The 18469-nt window shown below is 35.2% G+C and carries 23 protein-coding genes; 10 read left to right on the top strand and 13 right to left on the bottom strand.

Annotated features, from left to right (window positions below; genetic code table 11):
- The first annotated feature begins 26 nt into the window (after positions 1 to 26).
- Positions 27 to 449 carry a hypothetical protein gene (locus GXM17_RS06330; protein ID WP_163398455.1) on the top strand — a complete coding sequence of 141 codons (423 nt, stop codon included), beginning with the start codon at positions 27 to 29 and terminating at the stop codon, positions 447 to 449.
- Between the two features lie 90 nt (positions 450 to 539).
- The gene (locus tag GXM17_RS06325; protein WP_163398454.1) at positions 540 to 1025 is read left to right on the top strand and encodes a septal ring lytic transglycosylase RlpA family protein; all 486 of its coding nucleotides are present in this window, start codon (positions 540 to 542) and stop codon (positions 1023 to 1025) included.
- 14 nt (positions 1026 to 1039) lie between these two features.
- Here the strand turns inward: GXM17_RS06325 and GXM17_RS06320 are convergent, their stop codons facing one another.
- Complete coding sequence (locus tag GXM17_RS06320; protein WP_163398453.1) at positions 1040 to 1495, bottom strand: DinB family protein; 456 nt, start codon at positions 1493 to 1495, stop codon at positions 1040 to 1042.
- A gap of 78 nt (positions 1496 to 1573) precedes the next feature.
- Here GXM17_RS06320 and GXM17_RS06315 point away from each other — a divergent pair, with 78 nt between their 5' ends.
- The 5 genes from GXM17_RS06315 (at position 1574) to nadD (ending at position 4736) form a co-directional block, all read left to right on the top strand.
- Entirely contained in the window at positions 1574 to 1930 is a 357-nt protein-coding gene (locus GXM17_RS06315; RefSeq protein ID WP_163398452.1) for an arsenate reductase family protein, read from the top strand.
- A 294-nt stretch (positions 1931 to 2224) separates the two neighbouring features.
- On the top strand, positions 2225 to 3085 hold the full coding sequence (locus GXM17_RS06310) for a YicC/YloC family endoribonuclease (RefSeq protein ID WP_163398451.1): 861 nt from the start codon (positions 2225 to 2227) through the stop codon (positions 3083 to 3085).
- 64 nt (positions 3086 to 3149) lie between these two features.
- Positions 3150 to 3722, top strand: a complete 573-nt coding sequence (gmk, locus tag GXM17_RS06305; RefSeq protein WP_163398450.1) for a guanylate kinase — start codon at positions 3150 to 3152, stop codon at positions 3720 to 3722.
- A gap of 34 nt (positions 3723 to 3756) precedes the next feature.
- A complete protein-coding gene (locus tag GXM17_RS06300; RefSeq protein WP_163398449.1) occupies positions 3757 to 4122 on the top strand; it encodes a four helix bundle protein in 366 nt (121 codons plus the stop codon).
- A gap of 32 nt (positions 4123 to 4154) precedes the next feature.
- Positions 4155 to 4736: a nicotinate (nicotinamide) nucleotide adenylyltransferase gene (nadD, locus tag GXM17_RS06295; protein WP_163398448.1), complete on the top strand. Its 582-nt coding sequence runs from the start codon at positions 4155 to 4157 to the stop codon at positions 4734 to 4736.
- A 151-nt stretch (positions 4737 to 4887) separates the two neighbouring features.
- Here the strand turns inward: nadD and GXM17_RS06290 are convergent, their stop codons facing one another.
- From GXM17_RS06290 to GXM17_RS06240, 11 genes are all read right to left on the bottom strand, one after another.
- The gene (locus GXM17_RS06290; RefSeq protein ID WP_163398447.1) at positions 4888 to 6357 is read right to left on the bottom strand and encodes a nicotinate phosphoribosyltransferase; all 1470 of its coding nucleotides are present in this window, start codon (positions 6355 to 6357) and stop codon (positions 4888 to 4890) included.
- 4 nt (positions 6358 to 6361) lie between these two features.
- Positions 6362 to 7300, bottom strand: coding sequence for an ADP-ribosylglycohydrolase family protein (locus tag GXM17_RS06285; protein ID WP_163398446.1), 939 nt, complete (start codon positions 7298 to 7300; stop codon positions 6362 to 6364).
- Positions 7297 to 7806: an O-acetyl-ADP-ribose deacetylase gene (locus tag GXM17_RS06280; protein WP_163398445.1), complete on the bottom strand. Its 510-nt coding sequence runs from the start codon at positions 7804 to 7806 to the stop codon at positions 7297 to 7299. The genes GXM17_RS06285 and GXM17_RS06280 overlap by 4 nt, the downstream gene beginning before the upstream one ends.
- A 7-nt stretch (positions 7807 to 7813) precedes the next feature.
- Positions 7814 to 8341, bottom strand: coding sequence for an NADAR family protein (locus tag GXM17_RS06275; protein WP_163398444.1), 528 nt, complete (start codon positions 8339 to 8341; stop codon positions 7814 to 7816).
- Positions 8342 to 8402: 61 nt separating this feature from the next.
- Positions 8403 to 8699 (bottom strand): hypothetical protein, encoded by a 297-nt coding sequence (locus GXM17_RS06270; protein WP_163398443.1) that lies wholly within the window; start codon positions 8697 to 8699, stop codon positions 8403 to 8405.
- A gap of 43 nt (positions 8700 to 8742) precedes the next feature.
- The gene (locus GXM17_RS06265) at positions 8743 to 9813 is read right to left on the bottom strand and encodes an adenylosuccinate synthetase (RefSeq protein WP_163398442.1); all 1071 of its coding nucleotides are present in this window, start codon (positions 9811 to 9813) and stop codon (positions 8743 to 8745) included.
- Between the two features lie 154 nt (positions 9814 to 9967).
- Complete coding sequence (locus GXM17_RS06260; protein ID WP_163398441.1) at positions 9968 to 10837, bottom strand: hypothetical protein; 870 nt, start codon at positions 10835 to 10837, stop codon at positions 9968 to 9970.
- A gap of 2 nt (positions 10838 to 10839) precedes the next feature.
- Entirely contained in the window at positions 10840 to 11175 is a 336-nt protein-coding gene (locus GXM17_RS06255) for a hypothetical protein (RefSeq protein ID WP_163398440.1), read from the bottom strand.
- A 156-nt stretch (positions 11176 to 11331) separates the two neighbouring features.
- The gene (prs, locus tag GXM17_RS06250) at positions 11332 to 12165 is read right to left on the bottom strand and encodes a ribose-phosphate diphosphokinase (RefSeq protein WP_163398439.1); all 834 of its coding nucleotides are present in this window, start codon (positions 12163 to 12165) and stop codon (positions 11332 to 11334) included.
- 74 nt (positions 12166 to 12239) lie between these two features.
- Entirely contained in the window at positions 12240 to 12932 is a 693-nt protein-coding gene (locus tag GXM17_RS06245; protein WP_163398438.1) for an NUDIX hydrolase, read from the bottom strand.
- Between the two features lie 172 nt (positions 12933 to 13104).
- Positions 13105 to 14004, bottom strand: a complete 900-nt coding sequence (locus GXM17_RS06240) for a LysR family transcriptional regulator (RefSeq protein WP_163398437.1) — start codon at positions 14002 to 14004, stop codon at positions 13105 to 13107.
- A gap of 86 nt (positions 14005 to 14090) precedes the next feature.
- On the opposite strand from GXM17_RS06240, the gene GXM17_RS06235 reads away from it, so the two are divergent.
- The 3 genes from GXM17_RS06235 to GXM17_RS06225 all read left to right on the top strand — a co-directional run bounded on the left by GXM17_RS06235 (position 14091) and on the right by GXM17_RS06225 (position 17577).
- On the top strand, positions 14091 to 14852 hold the full coding sequence (locus GXM17_RS06235) for a type 1 glutamine amidotransferase domain-containing protein (RefSeq protein ID WP_163398436.1): 762 nt from the start codon (positions 14091 to 14093) through the stop codon (positions 14850 to 14852).
- A 182-nt stretch (positions 14853 to 15034) separates the two neighbouring features.
- On the top strand, positions 15035 to 16192 hold the full coding sequence (locus tag GXM17_RS06230; protein WP_163398435.1) for an iron-containing alcohol dehydrogenase: 1158 nt from the start codon (positions 15035 to 15037) through the stop codon (positions 16190 to 16192).
- 389 nt (positions 16193 to 16581) lie between these two features.
- Positions 16582 to 17577, top strand: coding sequence for an NAD(P)H-dependent glycerol-3-phosphate dehydrogenase (locus tag GXM17_RS06225; RefSeq protein WP_163398434.1), 996 nt, complete (start codon positions 16582 to 16584; stop codon positions 17575 to 17577).
- 67 nt (positions 17578 to 17644) lie between these two features.
- Here the strand turns inward: GXM17_RS06225 and GXM17_RS06220 are convergent, their stop codons facing one another.
- The gene (locus tag GXM17_RS06220; protein ID WP_163398433.1) at positions 17645 to 18391 is read right to left on the bottom strand and encodes a tetratricopeptide repeat protein; all 747 of its coding nucleotides are present in this window, start codon (positions 18389 to 18391) and stop codon (positions 17645 to 17647) included.
- Between the last annotated feature and the right edge of the window lie 78 nt (positions 18392 to 18469).

Raw genomic sequence — 18469 nt, 5'->3', positions numbered from 1 at the left:
ATTTGTTTTAAACAAAATATTAATCTATGTACCATTTTCTTCAAAAACTCCACTCCGGCTGGGCTTATTTGGCATTATTGCTTTTACTGATTGCAGTTGTAAATGCTATTATCGGATTCACCTCAAAAAAAGATTTCACAGCTAAGGACCGAAAAATTGCCTTGTTCGCTTTGATAGGAACACATACACAAATGTTAATCGGATTGATTGTTTATTTTGTGTCTCCGTTAGGAAAAGATGCTTTGGGTCAAATGTCAAACGCTGCACTTCGATTAACTTCATTAGAACATCCATTAATCAATCTAATTGCTATTACTCTAATCACGATAGGATGGTCTAAACATAAAAAACTGATTAATAGCGAAGCAAAATTTAAAACTTTCACTATATTTTACGGAATTGGTTTAGTGCTTATTTTAAGCAGGATTCCGTGGAACTTATGGTTTTAAGAAAACCAAAATAAGCCCTTTTTACAGGGCTTTTTTTATCTCGGCATATTATTTGTACAAACTCCCCCCAGGTCTGAAAAAAAATAAATTATGAGGAATAAAAAAAATATTTTGCTCTCACTCCTTTCTGTGACTTTATTGAGTTGCTTTACCTACGTTATGAGTCAGAGTAAACCTGCAGAGACTAAGGTTTCTCAGGATACTTTAAAAACAGATAAACTAAAAATGGTACCCTTAAACGATTCTGTTTTTAGCGTTGAAGGCCTAAAATTGAAAGTTTATAAAAAATCGGCTCATGCTTCCTACTATCATGACCGATTTAACGGAAAAAGAACAGCAAGCGGTGCGCGTTTCAATAATAATAAATATACAGCTGCCCACAAAAAATTACCTTTCGGTACCAAAGTAAAAGTTACAAATGAAGCCAATGGAAAATTTGTAATTGTTGAAATTACAGACAGAGGCCCATTTGTAAAAACAAGAGAGATTGATTTGTCTAAAAGAGCTTTCATGGAGATAGCCAAAAACAAAAGGGCAGGTGCCATGAATGTTACAATAGAAACTATTGAAAATTAAGAAATCCGAAAGTTCTAAACCAACTTTCGGATACTCAATATTATTCCTAAATGGGTACCTTCATGGTAATTATTGAATGAGAGGGCATCTTCAACGTTTCGAAGTGTAAATCCCATACTCGTGGTATATTCTTTGTAATTCACAAAAATTTTATCTGCAAAATCTTGTTGTGCCTGATGTACTGTTGCGGAAAGCAATCTTCTGATTTCATCCACTTCTGCCAGGGAAACATCACCTTCAGGTTTGGTGCCTTTACTGTATTTGGTAATAAAATCTTCAGGAACAACAGAGGGCAGTCCGGATAATTTATAGATTAAACTTTGCTGTGCGGCGATGCAATGTGCAATATTCCAGATCAGATTATTATTGAAGCCCTCCGGAATTTTATTCAATTGCTCTAAGGAGTGATCGTCTAAAACTTTCAGAAGAATTTCCCTGCTTGTTTTTTGTACTTCGAAAACTGAATTCATAAATTTATTTTTTTGAATAAAATTAGACAATTTTTAAGTTTCAATGATTTTCTTTGTAATCCAATAAACTAAAAAATTATGAACAAAATATACTATCTGGCATCGTGTGATACCTGCAGAAAAATCATCAAAGTTCTGCCAAAAGATAATAATCTTGTATTTCATGACATTAAGCAAAATCCGATTACGGAAGCAGAACTGGAAGAAATGTATAAACTTTCAGGAAGCTACGAAGCTTTATTCAGCAAGAAAGCACAATTGTATAAATCAATGGATCTGAAAAATAAATCGCTTTCAGAAACTGATTTCAAAAAATACATTCTGGAACATTATACCTTTTTAAGCCGTCCTGTTTTTATTATCGATGGTAAAATTTATATCGGGAACAGCCAGCAGAATATTCTGCAGGTGATGAAAGCTTTAGAAGGAAAGTAAACAAATTATCGTCAGTTCGAGTGTTTTGTTTAAAAAAGACGATGGTTTTTTTAAAAAAATGTATCGGGAACCTTAGTGCTAAAAAGCTTCTCGATACAATTTTTAATCATAAAGCTATCGCATTAGTATTAAAAATCACTCGAAGTGACGAATGCAATTCGTTAGCTTGATAATATTGGTATGGATAGCCCAGCCGCCAGGCAACGCCCACATATTTAAAAACTCAGACGTCATAAAACTAGAAAACTTCTCTGTAAAGTTTTTTAGTATCTTTGCGCCTTTATACTCAATTATATGATACAATCGATGACGGGTTTTGGTAAAGCTTCTTTGCAATTGCCAACAAAAAAAATTACTGTAGAAGTAAAATCTCTGAATAGTAAAGGTTTAGACCTGAATGTGAGAATGCCTTCGGTTTACCGTGAAATGGAATTGGGTTTGCGAACCATGATTTCGACGAGACTGGAAAGAGGAAAAATCGATTTTGCGATTTATGTTGAAAGTACATCAGAACAGACTTCTACCAAAGTAAATGTGCCGGTTGTAAAAAATTATATTGCCCAGTTAAGAGAAGTATATCCGGATGCTGATGAAACTGAATTGATGAAAATGGCGGTCCGTATGCCGGATGTGCTAAAAACGGAACGGGAAGAAATTGACGAAAACGACTGGGAGCAGATTCAGGTAATCATTCATGAGGCTTTACAAAATATAGTAAGTTTCAGAAAAGACGAAGGAGAATCACTTGAGAAAGAATTCAATCTTCGAATTGGCAATATCCGTCAGTATATGGAAGATGCACTGGCATTAGATCCTGAAAGAGTTCAGGCTATAAAAGACCGTCTCCATACAGCAATTTCTGAACTGCAGGTTAATGTTGATGAAAATCGCTTCGAGCAGGAACTGATCTATTATTTAGAAAAACTGGATATCACGGAAGAAAAAGTACGACTGACCAATCACCTGGATTATTTTCTTGAAACATTAAACGGAAACGAAGCAAACGGCCGTAAGCTTGGTTTTATCACCCAGGAAATGGGAAGAGAAATCAATACGATGGGATCAAAATCAAATCATGCACAGATGCAGAAACTGGTGGTGATGATGAAAGATGAACTGGAGAAAATAAAAGAACAGGTTTTGAATGTATTATAAAGTAATTTAAAGGTGAATTGTAATTAGCTATTCACTTTTTACTAATTACTAATTACTTATTAAAATGAACAAAGGAAAATTAATTGTTTTTTCGGCACCTTCAGGATCGGGAAAAACAACGATAGTAAAACATTTACTGAAACAGGAAGATTTAAATTTAGAATTTTCAATATCAGCAGCTTCCCGTGCCCCTCGCGGAGAAGAAGTCAACGGAAAAGATTATTATTTTATTTCGCTGGAAGAATTCAAAAAACACATCAAAGCAGAGGATTTCCTGGAATGGGAAGAAGTTTACCGAGACAACTTTTACGGCACTTTAAAGTCGGAAATTGAAAGAATCTGGGCTTTGGGTAAAAATGTCATCTTCGACATTGATGTTGCCGGCGGACTGCGTATCAAACACAAATTTCCGGAACAGACTCTGGCCGTTTTCGTAAAACCGCCAAGTGTTGACGAACTTAAACGAAGATTAAAAGAACGCTCTACAGAAAGTGAAGATAAAATCAATATGCGTATTGCAAAAGCTTCGGTTGAGCTGGCTACTGCACCTCAGTTTGATGTGATTATTAAAAACTATGATTTGGCTGTGGCTTTGGAAGAAGCACATGATTTGGTGAAGGATTTTGTTTCTAAATGAGTAATTAGTGATTAGTGAAAGTAATTAGCTTAAAATGGGTGAAATAAAGTCGTACAAAGATTTATTGATTTGGCAAAAAGGAATTAAAATTGTCTGTTTGGTTTATCAGTTAGTAAAATCATTTCCTGCAGAAGAATTATATGCTCTTACAAGCCAGCTAAAAAGAGCTTCAGTTTCGATTCCTTCAAATATTGCAGAAGGTTATGGCAGAAATACAGACAAGTCATTTAGCCACTTTTTAGACATTTCGAGAGGTTCATTATTTGAAATTGAAACACAGTTATTAATTGCTAATGAGTTAGGCTTTATAACGAATCCAGTATTGTATAAAGAAATTTTAAGTCAAATTGAAGAAGAATCTAAAATGATTAATGCTTTTTCAAAGACGCTTAAAAACTAATTACTTTTTACTAATTACTAGTTACTAAGAAGATGAAAATAGGCCTCTACTTCGGAACATACAATCCCATTCATATTGGTCATTTGATTATTGCCAATCACATGGCGGAATTTGCCGGTTTAGATCAGGTTTGGATGGTGGTTACGCCTCATAATCCGCTGAAAAAGAAAGCAACTTTGCTGGATGATCATCATCGTCTGCAAATGGTGTATCTGGCAACTGAGCATTTTCCGAAAATAAAACCTTCGGATATTGAGTTTAAACTGACCCAGCCGAATTACACCGTGAACACTTTGTCGCATTTGCAGGACAAATACCCAAACCATGAGTTTTCACTGATTATGGGGGAGGATAATCTGAAAACGCTTCACAAATGGAAAAATTATGAAGTACTTTTAGAAAATCATGATATTTATGTTTACCCTCGCATTTCAGATGAACCGGAAAACAGCGAACTAAAATCACATCCAAAAGTGCATATTATTGACGCGCCGGTTGTAGAAATTTCTTCGACTTTTATTCGGAACAATATCAAAAACGGAAAAAATATCCAGCCGCTTTTGCCTTCAAGAGTCTGGGAGTATGTGGATCATAATAATTTTTATAAAAAATAAAATGCAATTTTTGTCATTCCGAGGAACGAGAAATCACATAAAGTGAATAAACAGTACGTCGCTTTCTGGATGTGATTTCTCCTCTGTCGAAATGCCAATACTGCATCATAAAAAAGCCTGAAATTTTTAACTTCAGGCTTTCGTTTTATAATTAAGCTTCGATACTTATTTCGCTCTTTACTCTCGTTCTGATTTCACTCAGAGACTGATCAGCCAAAAGTTTCCCGTCCCTGAAAACTTCCTTCAGTTCACCTTGTTTTTCTTCTTCCCATGAAACATTATCTTTTAAATGATACACACCATCAACAAGGTCAATTTTCATTAATCCTTTGGCTGATTTTTTGGTTCCGTCATCTGTAATCGGATCTTTAAAAATCGCTCTGCCTTCGCCATCAACTTCGCCGTAAGTCGCTTTCATAGCAAAGCCAAAAGTATCCCTGGTGTTGTACTGATACGTAAAAGAACCAATTCCTAAAACTACATTGGTTGAAGCGAAACCTTTTGCTTTTAAACGTTCGCAAATCTGAATTGCTCTTGCAACCGTAATACTGTCACCGTAAATAGCTCCAATTTGTGGAATAAGCTCTTTGTATCCTTTTGCGTTTTCTGTGCCTCCAAAAACGTCCCAAAGCAATTCAATAACCCCTTTCTTTTCCTGTTCGGTTTTTCCGTTCGGATTACCGCAGATAATATCAACCGGATCACCGCTGTCAGGACGGATTACGACTTTACCTTCTCTGGCAATAATATCTTCTTTTAATCTTGGCAAATAATCGGTCAAAACTTTCCATAAATCCCAGGTATCAGAAACGATAGAAACGATTCCTTTTGGATAAACCTCTGTAATCAACCTTTTGAAAGTCTCACATTCGCCTTCCGTAGTTCCCATACACATCACAGAATGCTCGGTAGCGGCAACAGAACCTGCTATTAATTCTGTATCAGAATTGGCGTTGTAATATTCTTCAAAAAAATCAATCGCCGGAATCGTATCAGATCCTGTAAAACTCAGTAAATGCCCGGCTGCAGAAGTTACAGCAGCTTCAATACCGCCCATTCCTCTCATAGAAAAGTCATGTCCCTGCCAGTTTACGAAATCAGGTACAGAAGAAGTTTCATCAGCATATTTGTCCAGTACTTTTCTGTATTCACGTGCAATTGTAGCTGAGTTACAAGGCAGCCAGATTACGGCAGAAAGTAACGTTTCGAAGTAATTTGTAAGCCAGAAAAACTCCGGAATCGTATTGTACATCGTAAACATTGGCACTCGCAACGGAACACTTGCACCTTCCGGCAATGCTTTAAAAACCATCGGGATATAGCCTAAATCATGTAAATCTTCTATATGTTTCGTTCCAACCTGGTTTTCACCTAAATAATTATTGATTCTGCGGGCATATTTTGTAACGACTTCTTCTTTTGGCTGTTTAAAGAAATGGGTGTCAAAATCATGAATAATATATTTTTTGATAAAATACTGCAATCCGAAAAAAACGACTTCCTCAAGACCTTCAATTCTTGATTTTCTGGGTGTCCAGTTAGAATATACTAAAGTGGTTTTGTCCGGGTATTGTCTTCTGTGGTCAACTTTGTAACCGTCGGTTAATAATAGTGGGTTCATAATTTTAGTTTGTATTTTTTAATAATCGTTGTGCTAAATCTTTTATATCATGGGCTCTGACCAAATTTTTAATCCATTTTTCAGGGATATTTTCGATTCCGAAATAAATGCCTGCGAGAACTCCGGCAATAGCGCCCGTTGTATCAGTATCTTCTCCAAGATTAACCGCTTTCAGGACAGTTGCTGAATACGAATCGGAATTCAGGAAACACCAAAAACTGGCTTCTAAACTATGAAGGACATAACCTGAAGACTGAATTTCGTCTTCCGAATACTTCGAAATATCATTTTTTAGAATCCTGTCAAATAACTGAATTTCTGCTGAATTAAACTTTTTGTCTTTCAGAAATGCCGAAACAGTGTTTTTCATTTCGGTATATGCGTCGAATTTATCTTTCTTTTTTAAAATTCTCAAACAATAGATTACGTAAATAAAACAAGCAAATATTGATCTGAAATGTGCATGTGTTATCGATGAGACTTCTTTTACTTTTTGGAAAATAACTTCAGTATCATTTTCATTTTGAAGATAAAAAGCCAAAGGCAAAATACGCATTAAGGAACCATTTCCGTTATCACTTTCAGAAAATCCGCCGCACAAATCGGGCTGATGTCCTTTTGCTATATTGTGAATCGCATGAGTGGTCGCTATTCCAATATCGAAAATTTTTCCGTGAGGTGTCCAAAGTTCTTCATTATACCATTTAACAAAATTCCTGGCGATGTCATTTAAATCATAACCTGTACATAAACTTTCAGCCAGACAAAACGCCAGTGAGCTGTCATCACTCCAGGTTCCGATTGGCTGATGATGCGTCCCAAAACCAAACATTTCAGTAACCGGATTTTGTTTTAAATATTCTCTTGATTTAAATTCAACCGGAACGCCTAACGCATCACCAACAGCTAAACCGAATAAACCTGATTCTATTTTGTTTTTCATTTTAGTAACGATTTATAAATCTGATAATTTTCATCATCAAAACAGATAAATAGCACTTTTTCAAATTCTGAAATTCTATCAAAATCTTTTATTGCTTCTACAGCGATTTTAGCTGCTTTATCTTTCGGGAAATGATAAATTCCTGTACTGATATTTGGAAAGGCAATCGTTTTAACTCCATTTTCTAAAGCTACAATCAAACTGTTCTTATAACAATCTGCCAGTAGTTTTGACTTTTCTTCTTTATCGCCATTCCAAACCGGTCCCACAGTATGAATTACATATTTTGAAGGCAGATTGCCGGCTGTTGTAATTACAGCTTCTCCTGTTTTACATCCTCCTTGTTTGTTACGAATTTGAATACATTCGTCTAAAATTGCTTTTCCTCCTTTGCGATGAATCGCTCCATCAACACCACCGCCTCCAAGCAAAGAAGTATTAGCTGCATTTACAATTGCGTCGACTTGAATTTCTGTTATGTCCGCTTTTAATAATTCAATTTCCATAATCATTTTATCTCAATTCATCCCTAACTTCCATCAAGGCAAACCCCAAAAGATTCAAACCTCTCCATTTTTCAGGATTCAAAACATCTTTATGATCTCCCGCCATTCCAATTCCCCAGATTGGATCGACCGGACTTGCTTCGACTAAAACCCGTTCATTCGTATTTAATAAAAATGTTTTTAAATCAACATTTTGGCTGAATTTGTGAAAGTTTCCTTGTTTTACAATTTTGTATCGGTTTTCTAACCAAACTGTATCAACATAATTTTTGACTTCTCTACCTAGTTTTTTGGCTTCTGCAGGAGAATCGGCTTCAAGGATTTTTTCTAAAATTTCCTGATCGTTGAATAATTGGGCTTTTTTAGCCATCATCCAGTGTTCTGCAGTCTTATATGTGATTCCTTCAGTGTCAAAAGAACTTAGCCACCATTGACTGAAACAGGTTTTCGTAATCGTTCCGTCTTTACTTGGCTGATGTCCCCAGAAGAATAAAAATTTACTTTCCGGAGCTATGGTATCTATATTGTATTTCATTTTTTCTATTTAATGCGTTGACAACGGTAATACTAAACAAATGTGATCAATAGTATTATTTTTAATTTTTAGCTAATAAAACCAGTTCACAGAATAACTGGGTTGTTTTCATTGTAATTTTTTCATTATCTGAACTCAATTTTGGAAACGAAAAAATTCCCGATTCCCTATTCACTTTAGATAATGAATATCCGTTTTTTTTAAAAAATAATTCTGAATTATCTGATACTAGAATCTCCCAATCGCCGTGCATATAGCCTTTTGTTTTATTGCTCTCCGTTTTCATCTGAATAAAACGAAAAACATTGTCAAAATTGGTTTTGGAAAAACATAACTCATTATTTTTTTCGCTTTTCATATTGCAGCTCATTTTAAATATTCAAAATTTTTTCTTCATTAATTTAAAAAAGCAGTTTGAAATCTTTTGAATCGGGTGAAAATGATCCGTAAATTTCATTGAATTCTGTTGTGAGACTTTCGAACTCATAATCCTGCTCCAGCTGATCCATACAGGTTACAACCAAATTTCGTTTTGTCATTGGGCTGTAAGCTGCATCAAGTTTTAGAGCATAATTTAGAAGCTCGTAATTCAGAGTTCCAAAACGTAAATGTTTTTGGTATTCGTTAAAAACACAGGTTTCTTCTTCGTTATTTTTTAATTTAATTTCTCCTTCATTCGCCATCCAGCCGTGTCCGTGGCGGGTTGTATAACTTCGGGTTACGTAATAAACGACTACATCTTCAATTTTTAGTGTATTACAAATTTCAAAAGCATTTTTTGAAGTGGTATTGGCATAGGTTACATTCGGAAAAACACCGTGATCCATATCGAGCAGGATTCCCTGACTGCCTTCAAAAATCAGATTTTCATATTTTGAGAGGAATGTATAATCGACAATATTCCATTGTATTTTATCGATTGCTTCCAGATATTGACTGACTTCTTCGTCGATTTCACTTACGTTTAAAAAGCCATAATAATAGGCGATTTGGTTTAGTTTTTCTAACAACATTCCGCGAGGCGCAATCAAATCGATGGCAAACAATTTATACGGACCTTCATTTCTTTTCATGGTTGAACCAATTCCTTTTCCGCAGGTTCCGTTTTCAATGTTTCGCACATTTCCTCTGTTGTGCCAGACATCAAAAGGAGTTGTGACTTTTGCCAGGGGATGTATATACAAATCCAGATTAGCTTCTTTCTCTTTTAATTCTTCTCTTTCGTTGTACAAAAAAAGCGGATGGATAGTGCAATGTTCGCTGTAATAAGACGGAAGTCCGCGAAGTGCTCCGCTTGCAAAACTCGAATGCACATGTTTTCTATCATCGATCATAACCGTGTGTGCGGCCTGCTGTCCTCCCGAAAAGCGAATAACTATAGATTCAGGGTTTTGTTTTGCCAGAAAATCTGTCGTTATGCCTTTTCCTTCATCACCAAATCCTAAACCTATAACTATTTTTGCTGTTTTCATTTTGTTTTTTTTAATCTCGCAAAGTCGCTAAGTTTTTTTAAACTTAAATTTTAAATAAGAATCTTTGCACCTTTGCGTCTTTGCGAGCAAATTTCTAGTTGTCTAAACAAAAAAGCTTATGTTTTAATCTCGCAAAGTCGCAGAGTCGCAAAGTTTAAAGCATTTCTATATTATCTAAACCTGTACTCTTTGTATCAGAAACTGGCATTGTTCCTAAACCAGAACTTTTATGTTTATCGCAAATGATCTTTTTGATTATGTTTGGAATTTCTCTGTGATCTTCGATAGACAAACAGTTTTGTCCCAGTAATTCTTTCCATTCAACATCAGCATTGATGGCCTGACCTGAATGCAGTACACTAATGTGATACACATCGTATCTTTTTTGCGCTTCTGCCAATAATTCAAGATGCGTATAAGTCTGTTGTCCCTGACCCATAATTTCCTTAATTGCTGAAGCCGGAAGTGTTTTCAAGCCTGGTTCATCACCCACTGTGAACAATAATCCTTTTTGTCCTCTTTTTTCGAAAGCATCGGTTTTAGTGTGAAATGCTGCAAAATACCAGGCCAAAAGATAACTTTCTCCGGCGTTTCCGCCACCGCCACCTTCGATGTAGGTTCTGGTTAGCCACATATCCAGTTCCTCGTCACCAGATTCAAACTGGCCTACCTGAAGCGGAAATCTGTCGCATTCGTGATCTCCGATTCCTAAGAATAAAAGTGCCGGATCAGGAACACCGCCCTGAATAATACCGCCCATTAATTTTGGAAGTCCGTCTTTTATCAATTCATGCGGAATATGTCCCATACTTCCTGTAACGTCCAGTCCTAAAATAATAGGAACCGTATTTGGATGAACATCAGAATCTCTTGCTTCTCTAAAAAGCACTCCTTTCGGAATCATTGATTCATGCGCCATTCGCAATGCATTCTGTGTAAAAATCTCACCAGCTGATTTACTGGCATAACCTACTTTTTTTGCCCTGCTTTCGCGGGCTCCGAAATCATATCTTGTACCTCCCATGACTAAAATGTTTTACCAAATAAATATTCAAATCTTTTTTTTGTAACCTCAAGCTGGATGTTTAAATTTCTGATCGTCAGCGAAAGTTCCATGTCTTTCTGAACAAATGCTTCCGGCTGAAAATCGGCAAAAGTCAAGCTGTTTTTATCCAGCGGACTAATATCAATCAATCCTTCCTGTTCTCTTTCGAGCCTTTTGATTTTTAATTCGATGTCTTCGACTCTTCTTCTGTAAATTAATTCAGAATCTTCACCAATTACTTTGGCTCTGTCTTCTCTAATCTGATCATTGTTTCTTTTTAAAGATTCAATAAATCTTGGTTTTAAATCGTCGCTCATAATTTTATTGGTTTGTTTAAGTTTCAAGTTTTTCTTGTTTCACGTTTCCAAGTTATTTGCGCGAACTTGAAACATGGAATATTAAACTTGAAACAGTTAATAGATTTTTTTTTTAAGGTTTGCAAAACAACTTGAAACCTCAAACTTGAAACATTTTTAAACTAATTGATCTAATCCAATTACCTGAACACTTTCGCCTTCAAAATCCTTAAAAGAGTTGGTTGTGAAAATTCCGTCGAAGCAGTTTAAAACTTCAAAACCTTTGTTAAAAATGCCGTGGCTTACTGCTAAATATAGTTTTCCGGCATTTTTCTTTTTTAGTTCTTCGGCTAATCCTACGAAAGTCCCTCCTCCGTCGCAGATATCATCTACTATTAAACAATCCATTCCCTGCAAATCTTCTTCAAAAACTTTAAAACCAGATAATTTTCCGGTTTTTACATCACGGCTTTTACTGCATTCTACAACATCTATCCCGCCTAAAAATTCAGATACTTTATAGATTTTCTTTAAAGCGCCACCGTCTGGAGAAATCAGTTTTACGTTCTCGCCAATTCTATTTAAAACCTCTTTGATAAAAGTATAGTTCGGAATTACAGAACTATTATTCAACAAAGCCGGAGTTACTTCTGAATGCGAATCAAAAACAAAAACTTTATTCAATTGCATCGTGTTGATTATATCAGCATAAACTTTAACAGACAAAGGTTCTCCCGGAATCATAACACGATCCTGTCTGGCAGCCGGGAAATACGGAATGAAAAGATCGATAATCTTAACGTCCATTCTGCGTAAGGCATCAACAGTAATACACAACAAACCTAAATCGTTGAATGAATTTAACCGGTGTGTAATCGTTACTTTTTTGTTGGTATCAAAATCAGGAACGATTTTAATGTGTGGTTCTCCTCCAGAGAAAGTAAAACTTTGAAATTTAATTTCTTCCTGATTTTGAAATGGGGCGAATTTTGGGTCGAGATTTAGTATCATAGTTTTGTATTTTGCGTTAATTATACGCAAATGTAGAATTTAATTTTGAATAAACAATTTATTTTGTGTAAAAATTACGCAAACTTTATTTCGAAGTGAAAGCCTTTTTTTGTTAATTCATTATATTTCAATTTATTAAACTTAAAAAGTTTTGCAGGTCGACCGCTTTTAGATGATCCGAATTGATCCGTTTCTTCAATAATTTCAAAGCTTAATATTTTTTTTCTGAAATTTCGTCTGTCAATTTCTTTTTCCAGAATGGTGCAGTATAAATTTTCAAGTTCAGAAAAAAGGAATTCTTTTGGCAGCAAATCAAAACCTACCGGTTCATAAGTAAGTTTTGCTTTTAGGCGTTCGATGGCTTTTTTTAGGATATCGTTGTGATCAAAAGCTAAGTCCGGAATCTCATTAATTTTGTACCACTGTGCATGGTCAGCATCAGAATCTGCTTTGATTGTTAACTTTGAAGGGTCAACAAGGGCAAAATAGGCCACAGAAATTACACGGTTTCTCGGGTCACGATTTATATCATCGCCAAAAGTAAAGAGCTGTTCAAAATACGTAACGGTAACATTGGTTTCTTCTTTCAATTCCCTTTTTACAGCATCCTGCAACGATTCGTCATTTTTGACCAAGCCTCCTGGCAGCGCCCAATACGATTCCTGTGTGCCAAATTTCTGTTGTATCAAAAGGACATATAATTGATTGTTCTGGTAGCCAAATACGATTGCATCAACAGCTATTCTGATATTTTGAATGTTAGTCATATTCTAAATGCGTAAGATTTACACAAATATAGAGTTTTATATTCTTACGCTGAGCAATTAAGGCTGAGCCGGGGAAAAATTCGCTATAAACGGAATTTCACTATGCAAATTTAATGTGCAGCAGCATATCCATACTCATCATTTTTGATGATTTTATTTAAGGTTATGGTATTTAAGAGGACAAGGCCATTCTCACCTCGTTCGCAATAGTGTCAAAAAAAGTTTTCAGGTTGTTGTTTTTGGCTGCCAGTAAATAGACATATTCTTCAGGAACGTGAAAACTATTCCAGACCAATTGTAGTTTGTTTTGCTGAATAAATTTTCTCGCATTGCAATTCCATGTTATCGCAATTCCCGAATTTTTGGAAAGCATTTCCAGCATTTCATGTTCAGATGGAATAATATAATTAGGGACCATTGCAGGTCTTTTTTTATTGAATGCATGAAGCCAGAATAATTTTATATGCGGAATCCGTGCGTCATGCGAATACCATTTTTGTTCGTTCAGCCATTGTTCTGCTCCGGTAAAATCATCTGATTTGAGTTTTTGGCGAAATTCAGTTATATCTAAGTTCGTTGGTCCAACCATCACCAGTTTAATTTTGGCAACCGTTTCCTGAATAGTATCAAACGTATCATATTTTTTAGAGACAATTGCAAAATCAAGTTTTTTAGAATCGACTAAGGAAAAAAGAGTATCATCATCGGCAAAAGTAAAATCGATTAAATCAAATTTTGCAATTAAACTATTCCCCACACTGCTGAAAAGATGCTTCGAAACACCAACAGAAATTAACCGTGTGGCATCTTCAGCTTTTGACCGAAAAGTAGTTTCTACATTTTCAAGACGATCGAGTGCGTCTATTATTAAGTTATTCAGTAACTTAGCATACTCGGTTGGTTCTACGCCTTTAGACTTTCGGATAAAAAGTTTATTTCCAACATGTGCTTCCAGCATAGAAATTTGCTGGCTGACTGCTGGCTGACTCATGAAGAGTTCTTTTGCGGCAAAAGAAAAGTTTCCGTTTTTATAGACCGCTTTAAAAGTTCTGTACCATTCTAAATTTACCATAGCTATAAATTTATTTATAACAAACATAGTTTATTTTATTTTTACAAATATCACATTAGTCGTAAATTTGATTAAAATTAAATATTATGAAGAAAATAATGCTAATAGCAATAACCGCATTGACAGTTTTAAGCTTTTCAGCTTCAGCTCAAATAACATCCACAAAAAGTATGAAAAAAGTATTATTTGTTGTAACCAGTAATGATAAACTGGGCAACACAGGAGAAAAAACAGGATTCTGGTCAGAAGAATTTGCTGCGCCTTATTATGAATTATTAGATCAGGGTGTCGAAATATCAATTGCATCTCCGCTTGGAGGTCAGCCGCCAGTTGATCCAAAAAGTGCAGATCCGGCATCAGCAACCGAAGATACCAAACGTTTCGATGCAGATAAAGTTTTACAGGAGAAATTAAAAAACACTTTAAAACTTTCTACAATCAATCAGAAAGACTATGATGCTGTGTTTTATCCCGGAGGCCATGGTCCCCTTTGGGATTTAGTTGAAGATAAAAGTTCAATCGCTTTAATAGAATCATTTTATACGAACAATAAACCGATTGCTTTTGTTTGTCATGCGCCTGCAGTTTTGAAAAATGTAAAAGTTAAAGGTGAATTTTTAGTTAAAGATAAAAAAGTAACCGGATTTACCAATGCCGAAGAAGAAGCAGTGGGTTTAACGAAAGTAGTTCCGTTTTTATTAGAAGATGCTTTGACTCAAAATGGGGCTAAATTTTCGAAGGGAGCCAACTGGCAGCCTTATGCAGTCGCAGACGGACTTTTAATTACGGGACAAAATCCGGCTTCTTCTAAATTAGTTGCGGCAAAATTACTTCAAGAGTTGAAGTAAAGGGGCTAAGGGACTGAGGTACTAAGGTTCTAAGTTTTCTAAAAACCTAAAAACTCTATCTCTGTACTCGCTAATTGCAAAATAAAAATTAATAAATCACAATGTTAAGTTTCTGAGAGTTTACGTTTCAACAAAAAAACTTAGAATCTCAGAACCTTAGCATCTCAGTAACTTTAAAAAACATGTTAAACTTTGAATTATACAATCCGACAAATTTAATTTTCGGAAAAGGACAAATAGAAAAACTTTCTGCTTTAGTTCCAAAAGAGGCTAAAATCTTAGTGGCTTATGGTGGCGGAAGTATTTTTAAAAACGGAATTTACGATCAGGTAATTAATAACCTAAAAGGTTTTGAAATAGTAGAATTTGGCGGTATAGAGCCCAATCCGCATTTTGAAACTTTGATGAAAGCAGTAGAATTAATAAAAGCCGAAAAAATTGATTTTATTCTGGCTGTTGGCGGCGGGTCTGTTATTGACGGTGTAAAATTTATTTCGGCTGCGGTTCATTTTGATGGAAATCCAATAGATATTCTTCAAAAAAGAATTCTGATTAAATCAAATGCAATGCCGTTTGGAACAGTTTTAACCTTGCCGGCGACTGGAAGCGAAATGAATTCAGGATATGTGGTGACAATTGAAGCGACTCAGGAAAAATTAGCTTCCGGTGGAAGTGCTCTGTTCCCTCAATTCTCGATATGTGACCCAACTGTAATTGCTTCCTTGCCTGAAAGACAGTTACAAAATGGTGTTGTAGATGCCTACACGCACGTAATGGAGCAATATTTAACCTATCCACACGAAGCCTTTCTCCAGGACAGGATTGCAGAAGGTATTTTACAAACGCTAATTGAAGTAGGCCCAGGGGTTGTAGAAAATCCGACCGATTATGCTTTGGCATCCAATTTTATGTGGAGCTGTACGATGGCATTAAACGGATTAATCCAAAAAGGTGTTCCAACGGACTGGGCCACACACATGATTGGTCACGAGTTAACGGCTTTATACGGAATTGATCATGCAAGGACTCTGGCAATTATCGGTCCGAGTTTATATCAAGTGATGTTTGAAACCAAAAAAGGAAAATTAGCGCAATACGGAAGAAGAATTTTTAATTTAACAGGTTCAGATGACGAAGTTGCAAAAGAAGCTATCAGTAAAACGGTAGAATTTTTCCATGGGATGGGAATGGATACTAAACTTTCCCAATATACAAATGATTACGACAAAACAGCAGATTTTATCGTAAACCGTTTTGATGAAAGAGGCTGGAAAGGCTTAGGAGAAAAGCAGCTGGTCACTTTAGATAAAGTAAAATCTATCGTAGAAATGAGTTATTAATTCGATGAATTTCAAAGGTTTAAAAAATCCAAAAAAAATAATTTCGAATTAATTTTTTTGGATTTTTTGTTGGAATGACAATGAAGAAGTTTGGAATTTGGGAATTGGTATTTAAACAAAAGGCGTTCTTAAAAAATATTTAGAAACGCCTTTTTAAAATACTAAAACAAAACTAACTAACTCAAGTCTTACTAAATTCATTTAAAAATCTAATTTATAATAAATTACAACGTAAGGATTCTATTCTTATTGTGATAAAAGAAAAATATTTTTTAATTTTTTATAATCAGTAAAAAGCATTGTAACTAGAGAGCACTTTTAAAATTCTTAAACTACATTTTGTGATATTACTGCATTATTAAGTACTTTTGCCTTAAATTAATAAAATAATGAGCCAAAATTTAAAGTTTGCAGTAATTGGAGGAGGGAGCTGGGCAACTGCAATTGCAAAAATGTTATGTGTCAATCTTCCTGAAATTTCGTGGTATATGCGAAATGATGCAGCAATAGAGCACATTCAAAAATACAAGCATAATCCAAATTATTTAAGTTCAGTTGAATTTGATACCACGAAACTTAAATTAACCAATAATATAAATGAAGCAATTGAATATGCAGATTACTTAATATTTGCAATTCCTTCGGCTTTTTTAAATGCAGAATTAGAGTCGTTAACGGTTTCTCTTGAAAATAAAATTATCTTCTCGGCTATTAAAGGGATTGTACCTGAAACAAGTTTAATAGTTGGTGAACATTTTCATATTCAATACGATATTCCATACTATAATATCGGCGTAATTACAGGTCCCTGTCATGCTGAAGAAGTAGCTTTAGAAAGACTTTCTTATTTAACTATCGCCTGCGGAGATCCTGATAAAGCCTGTACAGTTGCCAAAATATTATCGAGTAATTATATAAAAGCTAAAATTTCTGATGACATCATTGGAACTGAATATGCTGCAATGCTGAAAAATATTTATGCCATAGCTGCCGGAATTGCCCATGGTTTGGGTTATGGGGATAATTTTCAGTCGGTAATGATGAGTAACGGAATTCGTGAAATGCGAAAATTCATCAAGAAAGTGCATAAAATGAAACGTGACATCAATGACTCGGCTTATTTGGGTGATTTATTGGTTACAGGGTATTCGGTGTTTTCAAGAAACCGAATGTTTGGCAACATGATCGGGAAAGGCTATACCGTAAAAAGTGCCATGATGGAAATGAGTATGGTTGCTGAAGGTTATTATGCCACTAAAAGTGCTTATAAATTAAATCAGGGCTACGGGGCAAAAACGCCTATTATTGATGCGGTTTATGCAGTACTGTATGAAGGTAAAAATGCCAAGACGGTTTTCAAAAAGCTTACTGAATCTTTAGATTAATCTAATATTTATAAAAAAGAGTCCGTTTCTGCTGCAGAGACGGACTCTCTTTTTTAACTGTGATTTGCTATTTTACTTCTTTTATGGCTGAAGCATCGATCCAGCCTTCAGTACCATCCGTCAATTCGATTTTTTTCCAGTTTTCCAAAGCTTCTTTTACGTAAACTTTAGCACCCTCATGCAATAGAAAAATGCTGGCTCCTGCTTTTTGAGGCTCACTTCGTACTTCAGTCATTTCAGCAAAAACTATCGCAGGGCGATCATTATTGTAGTGGTCTTTTTCAGTTATCCCTGCCGATACACTTAATACTAAAGCAAACAGCAAAACAAACATTCCTATAAAATAGATTCTTTTTGAAAGTGTAAGCTGTGAAAAATAATATCCAATAAAACTCAGTAAAAAAGCAAATGCAATTCCTACCGAAATCCAGGCCCAGGTGTTGTAATTAAAAATACCGGTAAAATTCTGAATCAGTTTTGCGAAACCAACTTTTGGGACTTCTTTAATTTCGTCAATAGTCAGTTTTTTGGCAAATTTCAGGTTATTCAGTGTTTCGGCATCATGTGGTTTCAGGACAAGAGCCTTTTCATAATTATAAATTGAAAGCGCTACTTTATTAAGTTTGTAATAACAATTTCCTAAGTTAAAATACAATTCCGCAGAATGTTGTTTGTCATCCTTAATTATACTTTCATAAGTCTGCGCTGCTTCCCGGTATTGTCCCTTTTGATATAAGGCATTACCCTTTTCAAAGCTGCCCTGAGCAAAGAAAACCTGAGAGATTAATAAAAAAAGATATAATATGTTCTTCATTTTGTATTTGTACTATTTTCAACTTGCGAACTTTAATTTAACGAAAGCTAAATCAATTTCCTTATCGAACGTTGCGGT

This window comes from Flavobacterium fluviatile, assembly GCF_010645065.1.
GTDB lineage: Bacteria > Bacteroidota > Bacteroidia > Flavobacteriales > Flavobacteriaceae > Flavobacterium > Flavobacterium fluviatile.
Note: the sequence above shows the minus strand (reverse complement) of the source record. Positions and strands in the feature narration are given on the sequence as shown.